Genomic DNA, 22,595 nt, shown 5'->3' on the forward strand with positions numbered 1-22,595 from the left:
CTCGGTCGCGGCTCGACCGAACGGGCCCGGGCACGGCGTCGTCCCGGGGCCCGCTCTCCCCCCGTCGTGGCGGTCGTCCGCCTACCCGGCCGCCCGTCGCCCTCCCGCGCGGCCGACCGGTGCGGTGACGAGCGCCGTCACGACGAGGAGCCCGGCGACGACGGCGACCAGGTGCTGCTGCAGCAGCTGCACCAGGGTGCCGACCCCGGGCACGGTGGCGAGCACGTGCCCCACCTCGGTGACCACGTACGGCACCAGGTCGGGGTCGCGGTTCGCGTCGCCCTGCAGCTCGAGGACCGTGGACCGGCCGTCGTCCGCCGGCGTCGTGGCGACGACCCGGTGCGTGACCAGGCCGTCCGCGTGCACGCGGGGCACGGTCACGACGTCCCCGACCTCGACCTGGGTGGCCGGCACGGTCCGCGCCACGGTGAGCGACCCCACCGGGATGCCCGGCTCCATGGAGCCGGAGATCACCACGGCGGGGCGGACGCCGAGCACCAGGCACAGCACGGCGACGACGATCGAGAGCGTGCCGAGCACCGCGGCGACGTCCAGCACCACCCGCTGCGCCCTCCGGACCGCGCCGGCCGCCCGCTCGCCGGCCGACGGGGTGCGGTCGCGCTCGGCGGCCCGCTCGGCCACCGCACGCGCGCGCCGGGTGGCGGGCGGGGTGGCCGGCGGGGTGGCCGGCGGCTCGCCGGACGAGGTGACGGGAGCGGTGACGGGAGCGGTGACGGGAGCGGTCACCGGCGCGGTCACCGGCGCGGGGGTGGTGTGCAGCCCGGTCACGAGCCGAACACCACCCGGGTGGCGACGCCCTGCCGGTCCACCGCGGACCCGAACGGCGTCGCGAGCGTCGCGTCGTTGAAGTCGTAGATCCGGTACCCGTGCCCCGCGTTCACGACGCAGTTGCGGTAGTCCGATCCCACGACGGTGCTGCCGCCGAACGCGTACATGGTGCCCTCCTCGTCGGTCATCCAGGTGGTGCAGGCGGTGCCGCCCAGGTCCGTGACCCGGACGTCGTCCGGGACGGCCCACACGCGGGTCGCGTACCAGACGGCACCGGCCGGGCGCAGGCCGGTGGTGGCGGTCGACCCCTGCTGGTGGCAGTTCCCCCCGTTGCGGTCCGGGTCCGCGTAGCCGCCCGTCGAGTGGATCCCGATCGCCTGGCACCAGTTGTTGGCGCCCCAGCCGTAGACCTGGCCGTCGGTGGTGACGACCTGCACCGCGCCGGTGCGCGGAGAAGTGGTGCACGGAGAGCGTCGGGCCGTCCTGCGACGTCTGGATCGGCGCGGGCACGTACCCGCCGGCGGAGGTCGAGGTCGAGGCCACGTAGCGGCCGAGGCTCGGCCAGCCGTAGCTCGCCGTCGAGGCGGCCCAGGTGGACATCTGGTGGTTCGCGAGCAGCACGCGGAAGGTCCGCGCGCCGGTGCTCAGCTGCCGCACCGGGCAGCCGGAGTCGTCGTACGCCCGGGTGACGTCGTACGCGCCCGTGCAGACCTCGCGGCCCTTCATGTCCTGGTAGATGGCGGCGTAGGTGGTCCAGTACGCCGGGTCACCGGCCTGCAGCGTGCGGCCGTCGGCGGCGTGGTAGATCTCCGGGTAGGTCTCGAACAGCAGCGCGTTCACGCCGCGGGCGTCCCGCGGGGCGCGCTGGTTCACGGTGCTCGACTCGGTGGCGACACCGGCGTGCGCGTCGAACCCCCACACGTAGACGAGGCCCTCGCGGGTGACGCCGAACGACGAGTTCTGCCCGCCGTACACGCGGTGCCAGGCGACCGACCGGGCGCCGTCGCCCGTGCCCGGCAGGATCCGACCGTCCTGCACGACGCCCACGGAGTTCACGCCGGTGGCGACGTCGACGGTGATGTTCGCCGGCAGCGGGACCGTGCGGGCCGTGCCGCCGCCGACCGGGTTGGGCAGGTTCTCGCCGGCGTGGCCCCAGACGTACATGGTGCCGTCGGCGTCCAGCGCATAGATCTGGTTCTCGGACGACGTCAGGTCCACGACCGGGGGCAGCGGGTGGGTGCCCGTGGTGCCCCCGCTCGGGGAGTACGTGGTGACCGCCCGGGGCCGGTTGCCCGTGCCGGAGATGCTGCTCCCGTAGTTGGATCCCCACTGGTAGACCACGCCGTCGGTGCCGAGCGCGGCGAACCAGGTGGTCGACGCAGCGGCGCCGTGGTCGAAGTTGTCCGTGGCGCCGACCACCTTGACCACGGGGACCGGCAGGTCCACCTGCGTCGGCGGCTGCGTGGCGCCCACCGTCGCGACCCCGGTGCCCGAGGCCCCGTTGCCGCGGAAGCCGCCCAGGTACACCTTGCCCTCGGCGAGGAACGCCGCCGTGGACGACGTCCAGACGAGCTCGGGCTGCACGGCCGCCCAGGTCTCGGTGGTGAGCTCGGCGACCGCGTGCGTCCGGTCGGTGTAGTCGGCGGCCGTGACCCCGGTCCCCAGGACGAGGGCGGCGGCCGCCGCGACCCCGGCCAGCGCGGCGGCGCGGGCGCGGGGACGGGTGCGGGTGCGCGCGGTGATCATGTCGAGCTCCCTCCGATCGTGATGGCCAGGACGGGCGACCCGCTCTGCCGGCCGGCGGACTCCGGCGTCGGCGCGAGGTGCAGCCACACCTCGACGGTCGCGGCGGAGCCGGCGGCCCCGACGGTGTAGGCGTCGCCGTCGCCCAGCGGGTCGGCGGCGCGCGGGGCGAGCACGCGCCCCACCACCGCGGTGGCCTCGGCGAGCGTCACCGGGCTGGCCGCCGGGTCGGCCGGCGTGCCGAGCAGGTCCTCGACGTGGCCGTCGTCGTGCACGGCGCGGGCGGACACCCGGATCGCGGCGGCGAGCGCCTCGTCGCACTCCGGCCCGGCCGCGACGGCCAGGTCGAGCCGGGCGTCCAGGACCGGGCTGTTGTTGAACACCTCGACCGACGCCGACGCCGTGGTGCCGGGGGTGTACCTGCCGCGCGCCGCCTCCGGGACCGCCAGGTGCATCGCGGTGCCGCCGGGACCCAGCGCGTGCACCGTGCCGCCCGCGGCGTGCACCGCGCCGATCTGGAACGCGCTGGTGAGGTCGTCCAGCCGCAGGTACGCGTCGTCGCGGTAGGCCGCCGTCGTCGCGGCGGCCGGGACCACGAGCACCGCGGCGGCGAGGACACCGCCGGCCGCCAGCAGCCGGCGCGGTCCCCGGGGGCCACGGCGCTGCCTGCGCGGGGTGGCGGCGTGGCGGCCGCGGGACGAGCGGGTCACGTCAGGACCCCCTCGAGCACGACGGGGGCGCCGGCGACGCTGCGGCCCGCGACCGTGACCCCGACGTCGACGGGCAGCAGCGCGTGCTCCGTCGGCGCTGACCGCAGCATCCAGACGCGGACCTCGACGGTCCTGCCGCCCTCGGCCGGTGGCAGGAGGATCCCGCGGCCCTCGTTCAGGGCGTTGATGCCCGCGCCCTCGAGCGGCACCGGACCGGAGAGCAGGCCGTCGTCCGCGGCGACCGCGAACACCAGCGAGGGGAACGGGGACACCCCCGCCGTCCGGTCGGACAGGGTGAGCGTGAGCTCCCCGGTGATGGCCGCGTCGTGGCAGACCGTCACCCGGAACGTCGCGGGCGCCCGGTCGGGGATCCCCGTGAGCGGGACCGGCACGCGGCGGATCTGCTGGGACGACCCGCGGTCCAGGACCAGGTGCGCCTCCTCCTCGGTGCTCGCGGGCACGGTCGCCGAGCAGTCCCCGCCGGCGGCCGGCTGGCTGACCGCGAACGTGCCGTCGAGGCCGTGCACCGGGAGCTCGACCTGGTCGCGGAACGCCGCGGACGTCGCACCCACCAGGCCCACGAGCCCGGCCACGGCGGCCGGGGCCACCAGGGCGGCGAGGGCGGCCAGGGACCCGCGCGACGGCAGGGCCCGGCGTCGGCGCTCCCGTCGTCCGCGTGCGGGCGGGGTGTGCGGTGTCACGGGGTCCCTCCAGGGGCGGTCGGGGCAGGTCGGCTGGTCGGTCGGGTCGGTCAGGTGGTGGCCGTGAGGTGCGCGGTCAGCGACGCGACGCCTCCGTTCGCCAGACGCAGGTCGCCGTCGGCGGGCAACCGCACCTCGAGGCCGACCAGGCGGGCGGTGTCCGCCGGCAGCGTGCCGAGCACCGCCGGGACGTCCTCGACCGGCAGGTCCGCGGCGACCGGCTCGTCGTCCAGCAGGACGTCGACGACGATCTGGTCCAGGTAGGCCGCGTTGGCCTCGCCGACGGTGGCCGCGGTGCCGTCCGCCCGGACCGCCCACGTCGACGGCGTCGGGTCCTCGACGTCGCCGCGGGTGAGCAGGGTGAGCCCGAGGGTCGCGTCGAGGGACGCGGAGGTGTTCCGCACCGGGATGTGCACGGCGACGGGCTCGCCGCCGGGGCGCAGGGTGCCGCCCAGGGGCAGCGGCACGCTGCCGCCCTGGCCGTCCTCCGCGAGGCGCTGCCAGGTGCCGTCGTCCGACAGGTCCCGGGTGTTGTGGTCCTTGACCTCGAGGTGCATCTGCTCGGGGGTGCCGATCCCGGAGCCGCCCAGCCGGAGCCGGGCGCGGTCGGTGAACGCGGCCGCGGTGCCGAGCGCGACGACGACCAGCACGACGCCGCCGGCGACGACGGCGCGGCGCGGGACGCCGCGGGCCGCCCGGGCGGAGCGGGCGGAGCGGACGCCGCGGGCGGAGCGGACGCCGCGGGCGGAGCGGGCGGAGCGGGCGATGGGCGCGAGGCGGGACACGGTCACTCCGGGAGGTCGGTCGAGGGAACGGTCGCCGCAGCCCGGCGCCGCCGGGCCAGGAGCAGCCCGGCCCCGACCAGGGCCGCCGCGACCACGGCGAGGGACAGGACGGACCCGCCGGTGACGGCCAGCCGTCCGGCGTCCGCCGGCCTGCGAGGCGACCAGCGTGAGGCGGAGCGTCATCCCCTCGCCCTGCAGGTCGTCGCCCGCGGTGGCGGGCAGCGTCGCGAGCCCGGCCAGCCGGAGCGGCTCGGACCCGAGGACGCCGAGCGGGACCGGCGCGGCGGCGATCTCGGCCGCGGTGCCCTGCGCGACGACGTGCCCCGCGGGGTCCGTGATCGTGAGCTGCAGGGCGTGCGGGCCGGAAGCCAGGGGGCCGGTGCCGCCGTCCACCAGGAGCACCAGGTCGCTCGATGCGCCGGGGCGGCCGGTCGCGGTGAGGTCGAACGGCACGCTGCGGCCGGGGTAGGGGACGCTCAGCCGCGCGGTGCCGGTGGTGCCCTCGACGAGCGGGAGCACGGTGGCGGCGGCGGGCACCGCGGCGACCAGCGCGAGCGCCAGAGCGAGCGCCAGGGTGACGAGCGGGGTCACCGGCGTGGCGGAGCACGAGGCCGCGGTGCTGCGCGGGCGGCGGGAGCGGGTCATCGGCTCGTCCCCTGGACCAGGACCTGCACGCCGGTCCGGACGCCGGCCCAGCGGTCGTCGCCGGTGGCGGGGGTCTGGATACGGAGGTCCAGGACGCGGTGGCCCTGCCGGTCGGCGGGCACCTCGCCCGCCAGCTCGGCGAGCACCGCGGGGGCCGGACCCTCGGCCAGCAGCACGCCGTCCTCGGCGATCCGCACGTGCAGGGCCTCGAACAGGTCGCCCGCACCCGTCGGGTCGGGGTCGGACAGCACCACCACCGCGGTGGCCGGCACCGCGGCCGCGCTGCGCACGGCCACCCGGACGTCGATCACCCCGCCGGCGGCGGGGGTGTGGTCCGCCACCTGGACCTCGACCGGCCGGTCGCTCGGGTGCCAGTCGGCCTCCACGGGGACCCAGCCGGGCGCCGAGCTGCCCGCGACCTCGAGGTCGAAGGTCACGCCCGCGAACTCGACGGCGGTCTCGTCGCGGTGGACCGGCTGGGCGCCCGTCACGGTGACCAGCAGGCTCAGCGGCACCGCGAGCGCGGCGGTGCGGCGGTACGGGGACATGTCCGTCCTTCCGGTGGGCGGTGCGGTGCCGGTGCTGCCGGGCGGGCTGCGGCGGGCTGCGGCGGGCGGCGGCGGGCGGCGGCGGGCTGCGGCGGGGCGGTCGGGCCCCGCCGCAGGCGCACGCGCGTCAGACGGACGAGCCGTCCAGGACCGCCTGGAGGTGCGCGCCCTTGCCGGAGAGCGTGTTGTCCTCGTGCGCGGCGCCGGAGTCGGCCTGCGACAGCAGCCGGATCCCGAGCGAGACCACGGACTCCTCCTGCGCGGCGAGGTCGTTCAGCGGGAGCGCCCGGACCTCCTGGTAGGTGAGGCCCGTGTGGGTCGACACCGGGGCGAGCGAGGTGGCCGGCATGGTCACGTCGAACCGCAGGCTGGAGAGGTAGCTCGGGTCGGTGACCCGGCCGGCCTCCTCGTCGTCCGCCAGCTGCGCGAGCGTGAGCGCGAGCGACGACGTGAAGGTCGCCGAGTCGTTGCGCACCGGGATGTCGATGCCGATGGCGTCGGAGCCGGGGAACAGCGACTGGGCGCCCTCGAGGTGCACCGGCACGCCGACCGGGTCGTCGGCCTCCTGCCAGCCGTCGACGAAGCGGCCCTCGGCGTCGGTGGCCCCGACCTGGATGTTGTAGGTCGAGTCCGCGCCGCCGATGCCGTTCGCACCGCCGAGGTTGAGGAACGCGTTGTCGGTGAACGCGGCGGTGGTGAGCAGCGCGGCGACGCCGGCGAGCGTCCCCCAGGCGACGAGGCCCTTGCGGCGGCGCTTGCGGTCGTGGGTCTGCGTGGTCATGAGGTTCCTTCAGCAGGGAGGCCCGGGCTCCCGGGCTCGTGAGCGGGGTGGCACGGTCCAGGGTCCCGGCGCGCGGCCTCACGGGCCCCGGCCCCCGCGGGGCGTGTAGGCGACGTCCCCGCCCGGAGCGTCGCGACGTCGCCGCAGGTCACGGCGTCGTCCGGTCCCCCCGCACCCGGTGCCGGCGCCGGGTGCGGACGCGTGCAGGTCGTGGGACGACCCGGGGCCGCTGTGAGTCCGCGGGGCGCGGGCTGTGCGTCGAGCGGCCGCTCGCACGCCCCGGCGTCGGGCCGCCGCGGTCGCGCCGGGCCACGCCCCGGTGCCCGTGCGTGCTCCGGCGACGTCCCGCACGACCCGGCCGATCGAGGACCCCCGGGGTGGTGCACCGGTGCTCCGCACGTGCGCACGGCGCCGCACCCGGGTGGCCCGGGTGGTGCAGGTGGCTCCGGTAGGTGCCCGGGGCCCACGCACCCTGCCCGCTATGGTGAGGACGAGCAGGCAGACGGTGAACAGTCTGGGGGCGGTGACGACGAGCGCAGAGCTGCGCCGGTGGCTGGCGCTCGGGCGGGACGTGGTGCTCCGCGGCGACCACGGCGCCGGCAAGAGCACGGCCCTGCGGAGCCTGCGGGCCGACCTGTCCGGGCGGCGCCGCCCGGGGATCCTGGTGCGCGGCGCGGGGCCCGGTGAGCTCGCCACCCTGCTGGACCACCCGTCCCAGGACGACGACGACCCCACGGGCCACCAGCTGCTGCGCTGGCTGGTCGAGGAGCTCGAGGCACCGCGCAGCGTGCTGATGCTGGACGACCTGGATCAGGTGGACGCCGCGTCGGTGCGGCTGGTGCACCGCGCGCTGCGCCGCACCGGGGCCGCGCTGGTCGCCACGACCACGGTCAACCCGCTGCGCCTCGAGGTGCCGGAGGCCCGCTCGCTGCTCGCGACGCGCGCGCCGGCCGCCGTCCGGGTCCGGCCGCTCGACCTCGCGGCCGTCTCGGCGATGCTCGGGACGCTCCTCGGCGCACCGGCGGACACCGGGCTGACCACCGCGCTGCTGGCCCAGAGCGGTGGCAACCCCGGCGCGATCGCCGCCCTCGTCGCCGCCGCGCGCGCCGGCGGCGCCCTGCGCCAGGTCGACGGGCACTGGACGGTGGCGGGCAGCCTCACCGACGTGCCCGCCGACGCGCTGGCGTTCCAGTTCCTGGGCCGGCTGCGCGAGGAGCTGGTCGCCGGCCTGCTCCAGGTCGCGGCGATCGGGCCCGTGCCCGCCGACGAGGCGATGCGCGTCGTCGACCCGGAGGTGCTGCACGAGCTGATCGACCGCGGGCGGCTGGTGAACCACCCGGTCGCCCCCGCCGGTGACGTCCTGGTGGCCGCGCCTCCCGCGCTGGCGCGTGCGCTGCGCCAGAGCGTGAGCACCGTCGAGCGCCGGCGGGCCGCCGCGCGGGCGAGCGCGAACATCGGGCGGCGGCTGGACCCGGTGCTGCTGCGCGAGGACGACCTGCCGGGGCTGGTCGACGCGGACCTGAGCGAGGAGGAGGGGTTCCTGCGCTGGACGACCGAGCTCGCCGGCCTGGTGCACGAGCAGGAGCAGATCGCCGAGAGCACCGCCCGGGCGGCCTGGCTCGCCGACAGCTCCGTCGCGCACGCCAACGCCTACCTCGCGCTGCTGATGCTCCGGTACGCGACCACGCAGATCGACGGCGTCTTCGCCACCACGGTCCTGTCCCAGCAGGACACCGCCGCCGACCGGCTGACCTTCCGCTCCTACCACCTGTCCTGGCTGAGCGCCCAGGGCGTCGCCGAGGACGAGCTGCGCGCGCGGACCGCCGGCTGGGGCGACGACGCCCGCGCGCTGGTCGACGTGCACGGGCTCAAGGACCGGGCCGTCGCCGCCGTGCGGCAGGGAGAGCCGGCGTCCGCGGTGCTCGCCGTGGAGTCCGCGCGGCACGAGGACCCCCTGGTGCAGGGGCGGCGGGTGCTCGCGCTGGCGGCGGCGGCGCTCGAGGTCGGGCAGCCGGGCACCGCCCTGGCGCTGTGCGACAGCCACCGGGGTGCGGGCACGTCGGTGACCAGCCGGCACCACCTCGCCGCGCTGCGGGTCCTGGCGCTGCTGCTCCTGGGCCGGGTCGCCGAGGCGGAGCGCGACGCCCGCGGGCACCTGTCCGCCGCCTACGACGCGTACGACACCCTCGGGATCCGCCTCTACGCGTGCGTCCTGGCGGAGACGCTCACGTTCGGCGGACGGCTGGCCGCGGCCTGGCGGGTGCTCAGCACGTCGCTGGTGCTCGGCCCCGCCGGCCCGCTCGACGAGGCGTTCTACCGGCGCGGCCTGACCATCGGCGTGATGCTGCAGGTCAACGCGGGGCAGGCCACCATGTCCGCGGCGCTGGTGCGCGAGCTCGACGCGACCGCGCGGGGAGCCCGGTCGATCATCAGCTCCCTGGACGAGCTCGCGCGTGCGGCGCACCTGCGTCGCACCGGCGTACCCGCCGAGGCGGTGGAGGCCGGGTGGCAGGCGGCCCGGAGCTACGCCGACGCGGGTCTGCTGCACCCCGCGCTGCTGTCCTGGGCGTACGGGCCGCCGTCGCTCACCCCCGAGCGCGCGCGGCAGGTCCGCGACGTGTGGGCCCGGGCGTCCGTGCCGCTGCTGGACCCCTACCTCGCCCTGCAGGTCGCGCTGGCCGAGGGCGACGTCGACGCGGGCCGGCGCGCGGTCGGGGGCGTCGACCCGGTCGTCGCGCCGAGCCTGGCGCGCGCGGCGGCCGAGGTGCTCGGGGTCGGCGCCGCGTCGGCGAACCCGGCGGCGGGGGCGGACGGCCGGGTCGCTCCCCCGACCGAGCCGCTGACCGCCCGCGAGCGCGAGATCGCCCAGCTGGTGCGGTCCGGCCTGGCCAACCGGCAGATCGCGGGCCAGCTGCACATCAGCGTGCGGACCGTGGAGAACCACGTGAGCCGGGTGCTGCGCAAGCTCCGGCTGTCCGGGCGCGCGGAGCTGTCCTCGTGGCAGGACGACGGCGCCGGAGCCGCCTGAGGAGCACCGTGCCCGCGCCGGCCTGGCAGACTGGCTCACCGACGCGGTGGGTGCCGGCACGCCGGCCCGGCCGCGGTCCGCCCTGGTGTAACGGCAGCACACAGGCCTTTGGTGCCTCGAGGTCCGGGTTCGAATCCTGGGGGCGGAGCGGTGCCGGGCTGCTCCGGCACCCGGAGGTCACCAGCGTGACGTCGGTGCGCAGCCGGACGGCCCGGCGGGCTCTCGTGGAGGTCCTCGACCACGACGATGCTCTTGCGTCGGGCCTCGGGCGTCCCGGGCCGCGGCGGATCGTCCGGGCGGCTCGGAGGTCGGTGGATCCCGGCATCGACCGATCGGTGGGTGCCGCGCCGCCTCGCAGGCCGGAGCGGTGCCGTCGAGTAACGTCGCCCGCATGTCCGCCCCCGACCCGTCCGCGCCCGCTGCCCCGGGCGCCCGCGACGAGGTCGACCGCATCGTCGAGGCGTGGGCCCGCGAGCGTCCCGACCTCGACGTCGCACCGCTGTCCGTGCTGTCGCGGGTCACCCGGCTCTCCCGGCACCTGGACCTGGCCCGGCGGCAGGCGTTCGCGCGGCACGGGCTCGAGCCGTGGGAGTTCGACGTGCTGTCCGCCCTGCGGCGTGCGGGCGCGCCCTACCGGATGTCCCCGGGCGCGCTGCTGACCCAGACCCTGGTCACGAGCGGCACCATGACCAACCGGATCGACCGGCTCGCGTCCCGTGCGCTGGTCGAGCGGCTGCCCTCCCCCGACGACCGCCGGGGCGTGCTGGTCAGCCTGACCGACGAGGGCCGCACGCGCGTCGACGCCGCGATGTCGACGCTGCTGGAGGTCGAACGCGGGCTGCTGGCGGCGCTCCCGGCGGCCGACCGCGACCGGCTGGCCGACCTGCTCCGCGCGCTGGTCTCCCCCTTCGACACCCCCTGACCCGCACGGCTCTCGCGGCCGCGGCGGCCCTCGACGAATGTCCACAAACTGAGGGACGAACCGGTCGATAGCGCGCGGGTTTCTGGACACTCGTGGGGCCTCGCCACGGAGCGCGGGGTCCGGGCAGCGCGGGGTCCGAGCAGCGCGGGTCCGAGCAGGGCGGGCTCCGGGCGGAGCGCGGTCCGCGGGTCCGCGCAGACGACGGCGCGCGCGGCACCCCCCTGCGGGTGCCGCGCACGCCGGTCTGCGGGGTCAGGCGGCCTTGGTCAGGGCCTCCGACAGCTTCACGCGGCGGCCGGTGCGCAGCACCGAGCGGGAGTAGATCCGCGCGCCGATCGCCGTGACCGCGACAGCGGTCGCCGCGAGGATCACCAGCGAGATGATCGGCTCCCACCAGGACGCCTCGCCGAGGAACAGCCGCACCGGCATCCCGACCGGGGCGCTGAACGGCACGTACGACATGATCGTCAGCACCAGGTCGTTGTCGTTGAAGAAGATGACGCCGAAGTACGGGATCATCACCAGCATCATCACCGGGGTCAGCACCGGGCCGGTGTCCTCGATCCGGGAGACCAGCGACGCGGCGGACGCGAACAGCGCCGCGAGCAGCACGAACCCGACCAGGAAGAACAGCACGAACCAGGCGACCGGCGCCCCGACCAGGCCGAGCAGGTCGTCCTGACCGGTGACCACGAGACCGACCACGGCGACCGCCGCGATGGCCGCGATCTGGCCGACCGCGAGCACCGTGTTGCCCAGGATCTTGCCGGCGAGCAGCGCCCGGGGCGGCAGGGTGGACAGCAGGATCTCGACGATGCGGGACTGCTTCTCCTGGACCGTGTTCTGCGCGATGGTGCTGCCGAACGTCATCGCGGCCATGAAGAACGCGATGCCGAACACGAACGAGACGATGTAGCGCAGGCCCGCGGAGGTGCCGGACTCGTCGAGCAGCTCGACCGGGGGCGTCACCGCGAGCGCGTTCAGCACGCCGTCCGGCGCGGAGTCCAGACCGACCACGACCACGCCGAGCGGGTTGTCGGCGTCGTCGTCGGGCAGCACGGCGGCGGAGACCTCCTCGGACTCCACCAGGGCGCGGGCCTCGTCGGCGTCGGCGGCGTCGACCGCCTCCAGCCCGTCGACGTCGGTCACGACCGAGGCCGTCTCCGGGACCACGGCGACCTTCGTGTCGCCGCCGCCGAACCGGTCGCCCAGCACGGAGGTCAGGATGATGCCGGCCAGCACGAGCACCAGCAGCACGGCCGTCGAGATGAGGAACGACTTGCTGCGGACCTGCGTCATGATCTCGCGCTCGGCGACCATGAGCGTGCCCTGGGCGGTGCTCGGCCGCGCGGGGCGGGCCGGGCGACCGGGGGCGGGCCGCGGCTCCGGGGTGTTCGGGAGCATCGGGGTGCGGGGGCTCATCGGGCCGTCTCCTTCGTCCGCTCGCCGGCGGTCTCGTCGTCGTGGCGCTCCTCGTCGCGGACGATGTCGCGGAAGATCTCCGCGAGCCGCGGCCGCACCGGGGCGAACTGGCTCACCGGGGCGGTGTCCAGCGCGGCGCGCAGCACCCGCTGGGCCGTCGCCTCGTCGGACTCGAACAGCGCGTAGCCGCCGTCGAACTCGACGACCTGGACGCCGGGCTCGGTGCGCAGCCAGCCCATGTCGCCGCCCGAGGTGATCTCGTAGCGCGGCTCGGCGTACCGCTGCCGGAGCGCCTCCTTCTCCCCCGACGCGCGGATCTTGCCGCCGGCGATGACGACCACGTCGTCGCAGAGCCGCTCGACCACGTCGAGCTGGTGCGAGGAGAACAGCACCGGCACCCCGCGGGCCGCGTGCTCGGACAGCACGCCGAGCACGACGTCGACGGCCATCGGGTCGAGGCCGGAGAACGGCTCGTCGAGGATCAGCACCTCCGGCTCGTGCACCAGCGCGGCGGCGATCTGCGCGCGCTGCTGGTTGCCGAGCGACAGGTCGTCGACCGGGTCGTTCAGCCGCTCGGCCAGGCCGAGCTTCTCGAGCAGCTCGCGCGCCCGCTCGGTCGCGGTGCGGCGGTCGTAGCCGTGCAGCCGCGCGAGGTAGGCGATCTGCTCCAGCACCCGCATCTTGGGGTAGAGGCCGCGCTCCTCCGGCATGTAGCCGAAGCCGCGGCGCTGGTCGGCGCCCAGGGGGTCGCCGTCGAGGGTGACGCGGCCGGAGTCCGGCGTGAGCACCCCGAGGATGATCCGCATCGTCGTCGTCTTGCCGGCGCCGTTCCCGCCGACGAACCCGGTGAGCTTGCCCCGCTCCACCGAGAAGCCGACGTCGTCGAGCACCAGGCGGTCCCCGAAGGACCGGTGGATGCCGTCGAGCTGCAGCATGGTGTCTCCCGTTGCTGACCTGTCCGGACGGGCTCGTCCGCTGAGGTCAACGCTAGGAGGGCGCGCCGCGCGGCGCCTCGGCCGCCGGGCGGAACTTCGCGGGCGCCCGCGCCTCCACCCCGGGGCGGAGGCGGCCCGCCCTCAGTCGGTCAGCCCGTTCTCGAAGGCGTACACGACGGCCTGCACCCGGTCCCGCAGGCCGAGCTTGGTCAGCACGTTGGACACGTGCGTCTTCACGGTCGCGCGGCCCAGGACCAGCTCCCCGGCGATCTCGTCGTTGCTCAGGCCGCGCGCGACGAGGCGCAGCACCTCGAGCTCCCGCTCCGTCAGCCCGGCGGCCGACCCGGAGCCGGCAGGCGCCGCGGACGGGGTCCGTCCCGAGGCGGAGCCCGCGGTCATGGCCCGGGCGATGACCGAGCGGGTCACCTCGGGCGAGAGCAGCGCGTCCCCGGCGGCGACGGCGCGGACGGCGTCGGCCAGCTGCTCGGGGCGGGAGTTCTTCAGCAGGAACCCCGCGGCGCCGGCCTGCAGCGACTCCAGCAGGTAGTCGTCCCGGTTGAACGTGGTGAGCACGAGCACGCCGGCGGTCACGTCGGGGTCGGCGACGATCCGCCGGGTGGCCTCCAGACCGTCCATCTCCGGCATCTGCACGTCCATGCAGACGACGTCCGGGCGCAGCGCGCGGGCGAGCTCGACCGCCTCGCGGCCGGTGCCGGCCTGGCCGACGACCTCGATGTCCGGCGACGCGCCGAGGATCGTGGCGAGCCCGGCGCGCAGCAGGGCCTGGTCGTCGGCGAGCAGCACCCGCACCGGGCGGTCCGGCCCGAAGCCGGCCTCCGCCGCGTCGGCCTGCGTCGCGCTGTCGGCGCCGGTCATCGTGCCCCTCCCGTCCGCGGTGCGAGCGGCACCCGCGCCCGCACCAGGTAGCCCCCGCGGCCGCGGGCGCCCGTCTCGAGCGTGCCGCCGTCGGCGGCCACCCGCTCCTGCATGCCGAGCAGCCCCAGGCCGCCCGACCGCATCCGCACCCGCCGGCCGCCCGTGCCGTCGTCGGCGATCTCGAGCTCCACCGCCTCGGCCTCGTACCGCAGCCGCACGTCGACCCGGGCGTTCGCACCGGCGTGCTTGCGCACGTTCGTCAGCGCCTCTTGGCAGATCCGGTACAGGTTGAGCGACGTCAACGGCGGCACCCGCACGGGCTCGCCGATCACCTGGAACGCCGCCGCCAGCCCGGAGTCGGCGGCCTGCTGGACCAGGTCCGGCAGCCGCTCGACGCTGAGCGAGCCCACCGCGGCGGCGTCGGGGTCCAGCCCGGAGTCGCGCAGGGTGCTGAGCAGACCGTGCAGCTCGTCGACCGCCTCGCGCGCCGAGTCCTCGACCTGCTCCAGCGCCGCGGCGGCCTGCTGCGGGTCCTGGGTCAGCACCGTGCGGGCGGCCGCGGCCTGCACGCCCATCATCGACACGTGGTGCGCGACCGCGTCGTGCAGCTCGCGCGCGAGCCGCAGCCGCTCGATGGCGACGGCCTGCTCCTCGACCCGGTGCCGCTCGCCGACCAGCTGCCGGCCGCGGAAGTCCGTGCGGGCGCGCTCCCGGGCGGCGTTCCACGCGTGCTCGCCGAACCACCAGGCCCCCGCGAAGTACAGGACGTTGGTCAGCAGCTGGATCAGCAGGAACGCCACCAGCGGCGAGAACGCCCCGGCATTGGAGAAGCCCTCGACGCCCTCGGGATCGGTGACGGCCTGGAACATGGCGACCAGCAGCCAGCCGAACATGGCCACGACCACCACGCCGCGCACCCACGCCGCCCGGGTCCGGCGCGGCTCCCACGCGCCGACCGTGTACAGCGCCATGAACAGCGCGATGTTGGCGAACAGCGTCTCCGGCACGCGCGCCTCGCCGACCACCACGAACACCACCGCGACGACGACGGCGACCGCCGACGGCCAGCGCCGGCGCACCGCGAGCGGCGCCGTCAGCCCCAGCAGCGTCAGCAGCCCGACCCAGCTCTCCGCGGGCTCCTCGTACATCCCGGCGGTGCGGCCGAGCGCGAGGCTGAGCACGCCGCCGATCAGCAGCCCGGTGGCGAGCAGCAGGTCGACGCGACGCTGGTCGTCGGTGACCGGCTCGCGACGCCAGCCGGGCTGGTCCGGGTCGTCGACGCCGGTCTCGGGGGCGGCGGAGTCGCTCTCGGGCTGCAGCACGAGGCCACCGTAGCCGGACCGGCGGCTGCGGCAGCCCCGCGCCCGGCGCTGCAGCGGGGCAGTCCGGCCGCGCCGACCCCGAGGGCGGGCGGGCGGGGCAGCGGCACGGTGCGCCGGGTCAGCGGGTGATCGTGAAGCCGCCCGCCTCGACCCGGACCGCCGCGCCCGCCTCGACGCGGACCCGGCGGGCCGCCCTCCCGTCGGCCTCGTACGCGGCGCCGCGGCCCGCCGCGAGCGCCGGCACGTCCGTCGCCCGTGCCGTCGACCCGGCGTAGAGCACGGCGTCGCCGCCGGTCGTGGTCCAGCGCGCCGTCGCCACCGCGGGGCGCAGCAGCAGCGCGTCCAGGCGCAGCTCGCCGCTCTCGCAGGTGCACCGCACCGTCACGGTCACGCCCGCGGGCAGCGCCCGGTCCAGCAGCTGCGGCACCAGGCTCCCGTCGGCCTCGGTCAGCCCCGCCGCGCCGGTGCCGCCGTTCGCCGTCCGGCCGAGCCGCGGCCCGCCGACCACGTCCCAGCGTGCGCGCCCGGACTCGGCGGCGGTCCGCCACACCACCGGCAGCGCCCACGCGCCGGCGGCGCCCGGCACGTCGAACTCGACCGTCTCCCCCGCCGGCACCCGCACGTACCCGCCGCCGACCAGGTTGCCCTCGCCGGTCCACGCGCCCTCGGCGGGCCGGACGACCGCGCACCCCGCGCTGAGCCGGGCCCCCTCGGCGTCCAGCACCCGCAGCCCGTCGTGCGCGGCGAGGCCGGTGACGCCCCGCGCGACCTCGGCGACGTCGGGCCGGGCGTCGAGCAGCAGCATGGTCAGCAGCCCGTGGATGGTCGACTCGGCACCGGAGTTCCGGTTGACCCGACCATCGGTCTCGACGCCGTCGAAGGTGACGCCGGTCGCCGGGTCGTAGGTCGGCACGCCCGCGCGGTTCGCGCCGAAGAACCAGCCCGCCGCCAGCCCGCCCAGCACCCGCAGGCCCGGTCCGCCGCCCGCGTCGGCCGCCGCGAGCGCCGCCGCCACCCGCCCGTGCGCGCCGTACGCGATCTGCGCCTCCCCCGGCGCCGGGGTCCACGCGTTGTCCGGGCCGCCGGTGGCGAGCACCAGCGGGGTGAACGTGCCGGCGTCCGCGAGCGCCGCGCGCCGCCACGACCGCTGCCCCCGCAGCGCCCCGGCGGCGGCGAGCGCCTCGGGCGCGGCCGCGCCCCACGCGTGCCAGAACCCGAGCGACCCGGTCCACGGCAGCACGGCGCCGAACGGCCACGCGCGCACGTCGGCGGACCCCATCGCGGCGATCCCCTCGGCGTACCGGTCCAGGGCGCGGCTCAGGCGACGGTCCCCGGGCCGGGCGCGCACCGCGGCCACCAGCCCCAGCACGGCCTCCGCGGTCGCGTCGGCGCCGCCCGCGATCAGCCACGCCGGCAGCCGCACCCCGTCGCTGCGGACCCACGGGCCGTACCGGGACAGCGACTCGCGCTCGAGGGCGCCCACGGCCAGGTGCAGCCGGTCCAGCAGCAGCTGCGCGAACGCGGGGTCGTCGGCGAGGAACGCGGCGTGCCCCTCGCCGAGCGCCCAGACGGTGCGGGCGAGCCAGTACGACTCGGCCGAGTCCGACGGGTCCGGCAGCTCGACGGGCTCGGCGCTCGGGTTCAGCACGCCGTCCGGCTGCTGCCAGAGCACGACCCGGCCGGCGTCGGGACCGACGGCGGTCTGCAGGTACACCAGCGCGCGGAGCACCTGGTAGGCCTGCTGCCGGCTGTCCGCGTCCCCGGTCGCCTGCCAGTGCCGCAGCAGGACCACCGCGCACCGGGCGATGTCGTCCGCGTTGTACGCGCCCTGCGACCAGTGGCCGGTCGCCGGGTCGAGCGTCCCCCCGCCGACCCGCCGGAACGTGCCATCGGCCGCGTCCGCGTAGGTCCACGGCACCAGGGCGGTCGGCTCCTCCGCGATCCGGTACGTCGTGTGCGTGCTGGTCGCCGTCAGCGGCACCGCGTCGAGCAGGAACCGCAGGTGCGCGAGGTTGGTCAGCGGGGCCGCCGGTGGCGCGGACCCGCCGGCGGGCCGGACCGCGGGGGCCCAGGACCCGGTGGTGGTCGTGCCGGCCGCGCCGGGTGCCGTCGCCACCAGGGCGGCGGGCACGGCGGCGCAGGCGGCCAGGAAGGTGCGTCGAGTCGTCATCGTCTCGTCTCCGGGTACAGGTGGTGCCGGGAGGTGCAGGACCGGTGCGGGTCAGGCGCGCAGCGACGCCCCCCACGGACGGGCCGGGTCGTGCACCGCCACGGCGAGTGTGGTGTCCGACTGCCCGTAGTACGCGAACCACTTGCCGTCGAAGTGCACGAGCCCCTCGACGAACGTCACGTTCGACACCAGCCCGTGCCGGTCCTCGAAGGTCTGCGGGCGCAGCCACGGCTCCTGCAGCCGGGCGAGCACCCGGGTCGGCTCGTCGGGGTCGATCGCGATCTGCCCGCACCGGTAGTCGACGTCGACGGAGCCGTCGTCGTGCACGGTGCGGGTCGCGCCGTTGGTCAGCATCACCAGCAGCCCGTTGTCCGTCAGCACCGGCGAGGTGCCGATCTCCACCAGGTCGGCGTCGAACGAACCGGGGGTCGGCGCGTACATCGGCTCGGTGTCCGGGGTGCCGGGCGTCCAGTGGACCAGGTCGTCGCTGGTGGCCCAGTAGATGCCGCCCTCGCCGAAGTACATCCACCACCGGCCCTGCATCCGCACCGGGACGATCACGCCCGCCTTGGACCAGTCGTGGCCGCGGGGGTCCACGGTGGCGAACGTGTCGAACCCGGGGAACAGCGGCCCGTGCCGGGTCCACGTGCGCAGGTCGGTCGACGTCGCCAGGCACAGCCGGGCGGCCTTCCGGTCCCAGCCGGTGTACGTGAGGTAGTACGTGCCGTCGATCAGCGCGATCCGCGGGTCCTCGCAGCCGTACCGCTCGTAGTCCTCCCGCGGGGACAGGATCGGCTCGTCCTCGCGCTCGAAGTGGTAGCCGTCCCGGCTCCGGGCCAGGCCGATGTGGGACACGATGTCCTCGGCGTGCGCCCGGTAGAGCAGCACCACCTCGTCCCCGTCGACCAGCGCCGCCGGGTTGTAGAGGTTGGCAGACTCCCACGAGCCGCCGCGGGGCCGCAGGACGGGGTTGCCCTCGTACGGCACGAACGGGCCGAGCGGGAACGCCGCCCCGGTGAACATGGTCATGGGTCAGCCCTTCACGGCGGAGCCGAGGTCGGTGGCGCGGAAGTACCGCTGGAACAGGCAGAACAGGACGACGACGGGGAACGCCAGCGCGCAGGCGCCCGCGAGGATCGCGCCGTTGGGGTTGGCCGCGGTCTGCGCGACGTTGGAGATGTAGTTGGCCAGCGACACCGCGAGCGGCTGGAGCGTCGCGTCCTTGGTGATGAGGAACGGCCAGAGGAACTCGTTCCACGGCCCGATGAAGGTCACCAGCACCACGGTCGCCAGCGCCGGCCGGACCAGCGGCAGGGCGACCGAGCGCAGGATCCGCAGCTCCCCCGCGCCGTCGATCCGGGCGGCCTCGAACATCTCCCGCGGCAGCGCACGGAAGAACTGGGCGAAGATGAACACGGCCGTGGTGTTGATCGCGAACGGCAGGATCATGCCCAGGTAGGTGTCGCCGAGCCCGAAGCCGCGGGTGATCTGCACGTACAGCGGGATCATCAGCAGCTGGAACGGCACCATCTGCACCAGCAGCATCAGCACCCAGGTGAGCCGCCGCCCGGGGAACTGCAGCCGGGCCACGGCGTAGCCGGCGAGCGTCCCGAGCACGATCGTCCCGAGCAGCACCCCGGCGGTCATGATCAGCGAGTTGACCAGCGACCCGGCCAGGTCGATCCGCGCGTCGATCTGCGCGAAGTTCTGCGTGGTCCAGCCCGAGGTCGGCACCAGCCTGTCCGGGGTGTTGGTCGGGTTCTCCTGGAACGCCCCGACCACCATGAAGTAGAAGGGGAACGCGAACACCAGCGCTGCCACCGCGAGCAGCACCTGGCGCGCGACCGCCCCCGTACGACGTCGTCGCATGTCACCGCTCCCGGTTCAGTCGTTGGGCGACCAGGGACAGCAGCCCGACGACGACCACCAGCAGCATGCCGATGGCGGCCGCGACGTCGGGGTTCTGCTGCTGGATGCCGCGCTGGTAGATGAGCAGCACCGGCGTGACGGACGCCCCGTCGGGGCCACCGCCGCCGGTCAGCAGGTACGGCTCGGTGAACAGGTTGGTGCCGGTGATGATCGCGAGGATCAGCACGAGCGTCGTCGCCGACCGCACGCCGGGCACCGTCACGTTGAGGAACCGCTGGAACCCGTTGGCCCCGTCGGTCTCGGCGGACTCGTGCAGCTCGCGCGGCACGTTCTGCAGCGCGGCCAGGTAGAGCAGCACGTAGAACCCCAGCTGCTTCCAGGTCACGTACAGCGCGATGGTCGGCATCGCCAGCGCCTTGTTCACCAGCCACGACGGGTCGGGCGCGAGCGGCCCCAGCACCTGGTTGACCAGGCCGGTGGACGAGAACAGCAGCATCCACACGCCGACCAGCGACACGCTCGCTGTCAGGTACGGCACGTAGTACGCCACCCGGTAGGCCGCGGCCCACCGCACGCCCGCGTTCAGCGCCGACGCCAGCACCAGCGCGAGCACGACCGTCAGCGGCACGTTGATCACCAGGAACACCGCGGTGTTCCGGAACGACCGCAGCACCTGCGGGTCGGTCAGCACCGCCTGGAAGTTCTCGAGGCCCACGAACGGCTTCGGCACCTCCACGCCGGGCGCCGTGAAGAAGTAGTCGTGCACCGACATGTACCCCGCGAACCCGAGCGGGTAGGCGAACACCACGAGCACGAACACCACGTAGGGCGCCGCGAGCAGCGACCCGATCGGCTGGCCGCCCCACCACCGGCGGCGACCCCGTCCCCCGGGCGGCGGGGCGGGTGCCCGGCCGACACCCGCTCCCGCGCCCGTCGTCAGGGCGGTCACGTCAGCCCTGCACCAGGGCGTCGATCTCCGACGCGGCGGTGCTGAGGAAGTCGTCGACCGACGTGCTGCGGAAGATCACCGCGGACGAGTACGCCTCACGGAACGTCTGCCACGCCTCGATCGAGTTCGGGATGCTCGGCACGTCGCCGGTGCGGGCCGCCTGGTCCGCGAACACCTCGTACTCCGGGTTCGCCGCGAAGTAGTCGGGGTAGGTCGCCGCGAGGTCCTGGCGCAGCGGCATCTGGCCGGTCGCCTCGAGCAGGGCGCCGTCGCTGGCCTCGCTCGTGGAGAACTGCAGGAACTCCCACGCGGTGCCCTGGTTCTCGCAGGACGTGAACATCGAGACGTTCTTGGAGTCCGCGAACGTCGTCACGTCCTCGCGCCCGTCCGAGGTCGGCACCGGCATGAAGCCGACGTCCACGCTGTCCTTGTAGGACGCGATCGCCCACGGGCCGGCCATCTGCATCGCCGTCTGCCCGGTGACCATCGCGTCGTCGGTGGACTCCTCCTGCGGCGCGAGCCCGGCGGCGTAGACCGACGCCCAGAACTCGGCGACCGCGTGCCCGGCCTCGCTGTCGAACGTGGACTTCCCGTCCTCGACCAGCAGGGTGCCGTCGGTCTCGGCCAGGTACGTCGGATAGAAGTCGAACCACGGCTGGTAGAAGTCGTTGGTCGGCGACGGCCAGATCGCGCTGGGCGCGGCGCCGGAGTCGACGATCTGCTGCGCGCCGGCGAGGAAGTCGTCGTAGGTCGCCAGGCCCGGGTCCTCCGGGTCGAGGCCGGCCTGGGCGAACAGCGCCTTGTTGTACATGACCATGACCGGGTTCGACTTCCACGGCAGCTGGTAGTACCCGCCGTCGGTCTCGTACACGGCCACGCCGTCGCCGCCGCGCTCGGTCAGGTACTCGGTGCCGCCGTCCATCGTCGCCAGGTCGACCAGGCCGCCCTGCCGGACCCAGCCCGGCACCGCCGCGCTGGAGATGTTGTAGACGAGGCAGGGCGCCGTCCCGGCGGTGATCGCCGCGGTGATGGCCTCCTCCGACGACGCGCCGGCGGGGATCTCCTGCGCCGTGACCTGCTCGTCGGGGTGCTCGGCGTTCCAGGCGTCCACCACCTCCTGGCCCCAGGCGACCTCCTGCTCGTTGTTCGACAGCCAGATGGTGATCGGGCCGGTGGCCGCGGCGCCGTCGCTGCCGCCCCCGGCGTCGTCCGAGCCGCCCGAGCACGCGGCGGCGGCGAGCGCGACGGCGGCGACCAGGGTGATGCCGGCGGACTTTCGGGTGTGCCTCATCGGAACTCCTCCTCGAGCTCGGGACGGGGATCGCTCGGCGCGGGGGCGTCGGTGCTCGCGCGCAGCTGCAGGACGGTGCAGTCGACCGTCACGGAGGTGGGCGGCTCGCCGGCGAGGTCCGCCAGGAGCCGCGTGGTGGCGACCCGGCCGCGGCGGCCCGGGTCCGTGGAGACGCTGGTGAGCGGCGGGCTGAGGTGCGCCGACAGGTGGTCGTCGTCGAAGCCGGCCACCGCGAGGTCGGCCGGGACGGCCAGCCCGCGGCTCTGCGCGTACGAGGCGCCGGCGATCGCCATCGTGTCGTTCGCGTACAGGATCGCGGTCGGCCGGCGCGGCAGGGCCAGCAGCTCCGCCGTCACCGCGCGCCCGCTGCCGGCGGTGAAGTCGCCCTCGCGCAGCAGCTCCCGCGACCCGACGGCCTGCACGTAGGCCCGGGCCCGCGCGTACGAGTGCACGTAGTCGATCGGGCCCGCGACGTGCGCGATGCGCGTGTGGCCCCGGGCGCGCAGGTGCGCCACCAGCTCGCGCACCGGGGCGTCGTCGTCCGTGCGGACGCAGGACAGCTCGCTCGGGCCGTCGTAGGCGCCGAGCAGCACCGCCGGCAGCCCGAGCTGGCGCAGGAACGGCACCCGCCAGTCCTCGCGGTGCAGGTCCAGCACGATCACGCCGTCGGCGCGGCCCGCCACCATCGCGCGGTACGCCCGCTCCTCCGCCGCCCGGGTGCCGACCACCTGCAGCACCAGGGCGACCTCGCGCTCGGCCAGCGCCTGCTCGACGCCCGCGATGAACGCCGGGAAGAACGAGTCCGACGCCAGGATCGCCGGGTCCCGGCGCAGCACGACGCCGATCGCGTTCGCGCGGCGGATCGCGAGCGCCCGGGCGCTCGAGCTCGGCACCCAGTGCAGCTCCTTCGCGGCCGTGAACACCCGGGCCCGCGTCGCGGCGCTGATCGGGCGGTTGCCGCTGTACGCGTGCGACACGGTGGCCTTCGTGACGCCGGCGGCGCGGGCCACGTCGGAGATCGTCGGGCGGGTCATCACCACTCCCTCGTGATGGACGTGGCTCGACGGTAAAAGCGGTTTGACGATCCGGGCAACCGGTTTGACGACCGT

The 22,595-nt window shown here is 75.7% G+C and carries 18 protein-coding genes and 1 tRNA gene; 3 read left to right on the forward strand and 16 right to left on the reverse strand.

What is annotated here, in order from left to right; translation table 11 throughout:
* Positions 1–81 precede the first annotated feature (81 nt).
* From AC1050_RS07610 to AC1050_RS07635, 6 genes are all read right to left on the reverse strand, one after another.
* Positions 82–2,535, reverse strand: a complete 2,454-nt coding sequence (locus tag AC1050_RS07610; protein ID WP_482386746.1) for a signal peptidase I — start codon at positions 2,533–2,535, stop codon at positions 82–84.
* On the reverse strand, positions 2,532–3,242 hold the full coding sequence (locus tag AC1050_RS07615) for a hypothetical protein (RefSeq protein ID WP_482386747.1): 711 nt from the start codon (positions 3,240–3,242) through the stop codon (positions 2,532–2,534). The genes AC1050_RS07610 and AC1050_RS07615 overlap by 4 nt, the downstream gene beginning before the upstream one ends.
* Complete coding sequence (locus tag AC1050_RS07620) at positions 3,239–3,943, reverse strand: hypothetical protein (protein ID WP_482386748.1); 705 nt, start codon at positions 3,941–3,943, stop codon at positions 3,239–3,241. Before AC1050_RS07620 ends, AC1050_RS07615 begins: the two co-directional genes overlap by 4 nt.
* Before the next feature lie 50 nt (positions 3,944–3,993).
* Complete coding sequence (locus AC1050_RS07625; RefSeq protein WP_482386749.1) at positions 3,994–5,373, reverse strand: hypothetical protein; 1,380 nt, start codon at positions 5,371–5,373, stop codon at positions 3,994–3,996.
* Positions 5,370–5,921: a hypothetical protein gene (locus tag AC1050_RS07630; RefSeq protein WP_482386750.1), complete on the reverse strand. Its 552-nt coding sequence runs from the start codon at positions 5,919–5,921 to the stop codon at positions 5,370–5,372. The genes AC1050_RS07625 and AC1050_RS07630 overlap by 4 nt, the downstream gene beginning before the upstream one ends.
* Positions 5,922–6,048: 127 nt before the next feature.
* On the reverse strand, positions 6,049–6,702 hold the full coding sequence (locus AC1050_RS07635; RefSeq protein ID WP_482386751.1) for a hypothetical protein: 654 nt from the start codon (positions 6,700–6,702) through the stop codon (positions 6,049–6,051).
* A 523-nt stretch (positions 6,703–7,225) separates the two neighbouring features.
* Between AC1050_RS07635 and AC1050_RS07640 the strand changes: the two genes are divergently transcribed.
* The 3 genes from AC1050_RS07640 to AC1050_RS07650 all read left to right on the forward strand — a co-directional run bounded on the left by AC1050_RS07640 (position 7,226) and on the right by AC1050_RS07650 (position 10,652).
* On the forward strand, positions 7,226–9,730 hold the full coding sequence (locus AC1050_RS07640; RefSeq protein WP_482386752.1) for a helix-turn-helix transcriptional regulator: 2,505 nt from the start codon (positions 7,226–7,228) through the stop codon (positions 9,728–9,730).
* A 76-nt stretch (positions 9,731–9,806) separates the two neighbouring features.
* Positions 9,807–9,878: transfer RNA gene (locus tag AC1050_RS07645), tRNA-Gln, on the forward strand.
* A 243-nt stretch (positions 9,879–10,121) separates the two neighbouring features.
* Positions 10,122–10,652, forward strand: a complete 531-nt coding sequence (locus AC1050_RS07650) for a MarR family winged helix-turn-helix transcriptional regulator (protein ID WP_482386753.1) — start codon at positions 10,122–10,124, stop codon at positions 10,650–10,652.
* A 252-nt stretch (positions 10,653–10,904) separates the two neighbouring features.
* Here the strand turns inward: AC1050_RS07650 and AC1050_RS07655 are convergent, their stop codons facing one another.
* From AC1050_RS07655 to AC1050_RS07700, 10 genes are all read right to left on the reverse strand, one after another.
* The gene (locus AC1050_RS07655; protein WP_482386754.1) at positions 10,905–12,074 is read right to left on the reverse strand and encodes an ABC transporter permease; all 1,170 of its coding nucleotides are present in this window, start codon (positions 12,072–12,074) and stop codon (positions 10,905–10,907) included.
* Positions 12,071–13,009 (reverse strand): ABC transporter ATP-binding protein, encoded by a 939-nt coding sequence (locus tag AC1050_RS07660; protein ID WP_482386755.1) that lies wholly within the window; start codon positions 13,007–13,009, stop codon positions 12,071–12,073. Before AC1050_RS07660 ends, AC1050_RS07655 begins: the two co-directional genes overlap by 4 nt.
* Positions 13,010–13,150: 141 nt before the next feature.
* Positions 13,151–13,885, reverse strand: coding sequence for a response regulator (locus AC1050_RS07665; RefSeq protein ID WP_482386756.1), 735 nt, complete (start codon positions 13,883–13,885; stop codon positions 13,151–13,153).
* Positions 13,882–15,207 carry a sensor histidine kinase gene (locus AC1050_RS07670; RefSeq protein ID WP_482386757.1) on the reverse strand — a complete coding sequence of 442 codons (1,326 nt, stop codon included), beginning with the start codon at positions 15,205–15,207 and terminating at the stop codon, positions 13,882–13,884. The genes AC1050_RS07665 and AC1050_RS07670 overlap by 4 nt, the downstream gene beginning before the upstream one ends.
* A gap of 118 nt (positions 15,208–15,325) precedes the next feature.
* On the reverse strand, positions 15,326–17,377 hold the full coding sequence (locus AC1050_RS07675) for a hypothetical protein (protein ID WP_482386758.1): 2,052 nt from the start codon (positions 17,375–17,377) through the stop codon (positions 15,326–15,328).
* 51 nt (positions 17,378–17,428) lie between these two features.
* Positions 17,429–18,406 carry a glycoside hydrolase family 130 protein gene (locus AC1050_RS07680; protein WP_482386759.1) on the reverse strand — a complete coding sequence of 326 codons (978 nt, stop codon included), beginning with the start codon at positions 18,404–18,406 and terminating at the stop codon, positions 17,429–17,431.
* A gap of 3 nt (positions 18,407–18,409) precedes the next feature.
* Positions 18,410–19,246 (reverse strand): carbohydrate ABC transporter permease, encoded by an 837-nt coding sequence (locus AC1050_RS07685; protein WP_482386760.1) that lies wholly within the window; start codon positions 19,244–19,246, stop codon positions 18,410–18,412.
* A gap of 1 nt (position 19,247) precedes the next feature.
* Positions 19,248–20,195, reverse strand: coding sequence for a carbohydrate ABC transporter permease (locus AC1050_RS07690; protein WP_482386761.1), 948 nt, complete (start codon positions 20,193–20,195; stop codon positions 19,248–19,250).
* 1 nt (position 20,196) lies between these two features.
* Positions 20,197–21,486 carry an extracellular solute-binding protein gene (locus AC1050_RS07695; RefSeq protein WP_482386762.1) on the reverse strand — a complete coding sequence of 430 codons (1,290 nt, stop codon included), beginning with the start codon at positions 21,484–21,486 and terminating at the stop codon, positions 20,197–20,199.
* On the reverse strand, positions 21,483–22,520 hold the full coding sequence (locus AC1050_RS07700) for a LacI family DNA-binding transcriptional regulator (protein ID WP_482386763.1): 1,038 nt from the start codon (positions 22,518–22,520) through the stop codon (positions 21,483–21,485). The genes AC1050_RS07695 and AC1050_RS07700 overlap by 4 nt, the downstream gene beginning before the upstream one ends.
* Positions 22,521–22,595: the final 75 nt, after the last annotated feature.

Source organism: Cellulomonas sp. NEAU-ZC6 (genome assembly GCF_056844425.1).

What these genes read in the sequence shown, in the direction of transcription:
- AC1050_RS07610 (WP_482386746.1), bottom strand. Translation starts at nt 2,535, where the DNA reads ATGATCACCGCGCGCACCCGCACCCGTCCCCGCGCCCGCGCCGCCGCG.
- AC1050_RS07625 (WP_482386749.1), bottom strand. Translation starts at nt 5,373, where the DNA reads ATGACCCGCTCCCGCCGCCCGCGCAGCACCGCGGCCTCGTGCTCCGCC.
- AC1050_RS07630 (WP_482386750.1), bottom strand. Translation starts at nt 5,921, where the DNA reads ATGTCCCCGTACCGCCGCACCGCCGCGCTCGCGGTGCCGCTGAGCCTG.
- AC1050_RS07635 (WP_482386751.1), bottom strand. Translation starts at nt 6,702, where the DNA reads ATGACCACGCAGACCCACGACCGCAAGCGCCGCCGCAAGGGCCTCGTC.
- AC1050_RS07650 (WP_482386753.1), top strand. Translation starts at nt 10,122, where the DNA reads ATGTCCGCCCCCGACCCGTCCGCGCCCGCTGCCCCGGGCGCCCGCGAC.
- AC1050_RS07655 (WP_482386754.1), bottom strand. Translation starts at nt 12,074, where the DNA reads ATGAGCCCCCGCACCCCGATGCTCCCGAACACCCCGGAGCCGCGGCCC.
- AC1050_RS07660 (WP_482386755.1), bottom strand. Translation starts at nt 13,009, where the DNA reads ATGCTGCAGCTCGACGGCATCCACCGGTCCTTCGGGGACCGCCTGGTG.
- AC1050_RS07665 (WP_482386756.1), bottom strand. Translation starts at nt 13,885, where the DNA reads ATGACCGGCGCCGACAGCGCGACGCAGGCCGACGCGGCGGAGGCCGGC.
- AC1050_RS07675 (WP_482386758.1), bottom strand. Translation starts at nt 17,377, where the DNA reads ATGACGACTCGACGCACCTTCCTGGCCGCCTGCGCCGCCGTGCCCGCC.
- AC1050_RS07680 (WP_482386759.1), bottom strand. Translation starts at nt 18,406, where the DNA reads ATGACCATGTTCACCGGGGCGGCGTTCCCGCTCGGCCCGTTCGTGCCG.
- AC1050_RS07685 (WP_482386760.1), bottom strand. Translation starts at nt 19,246, where the DNA reads ATGCGACGACGTCGTACGGGGGCGGTCGCGCGCCAGGTGCTGCTCGCG.
- AC1050_RS07695 (WP_482386762.1), bottom strand. Translation starts at nt 21,486, where the DNA reads ATGAGGCACACCCGAAAGTCCGCCGGCATCACCCTGGTCGCCGCCGTC.
- AC1050_RS07700 (WP_482386763.1), bottom strand. Translation starts at nt 22,520, where the DNA reads ATGACCCGCCCGACGATCTCCGACGTGGCCCGCGCCGCCGGCGTCACG.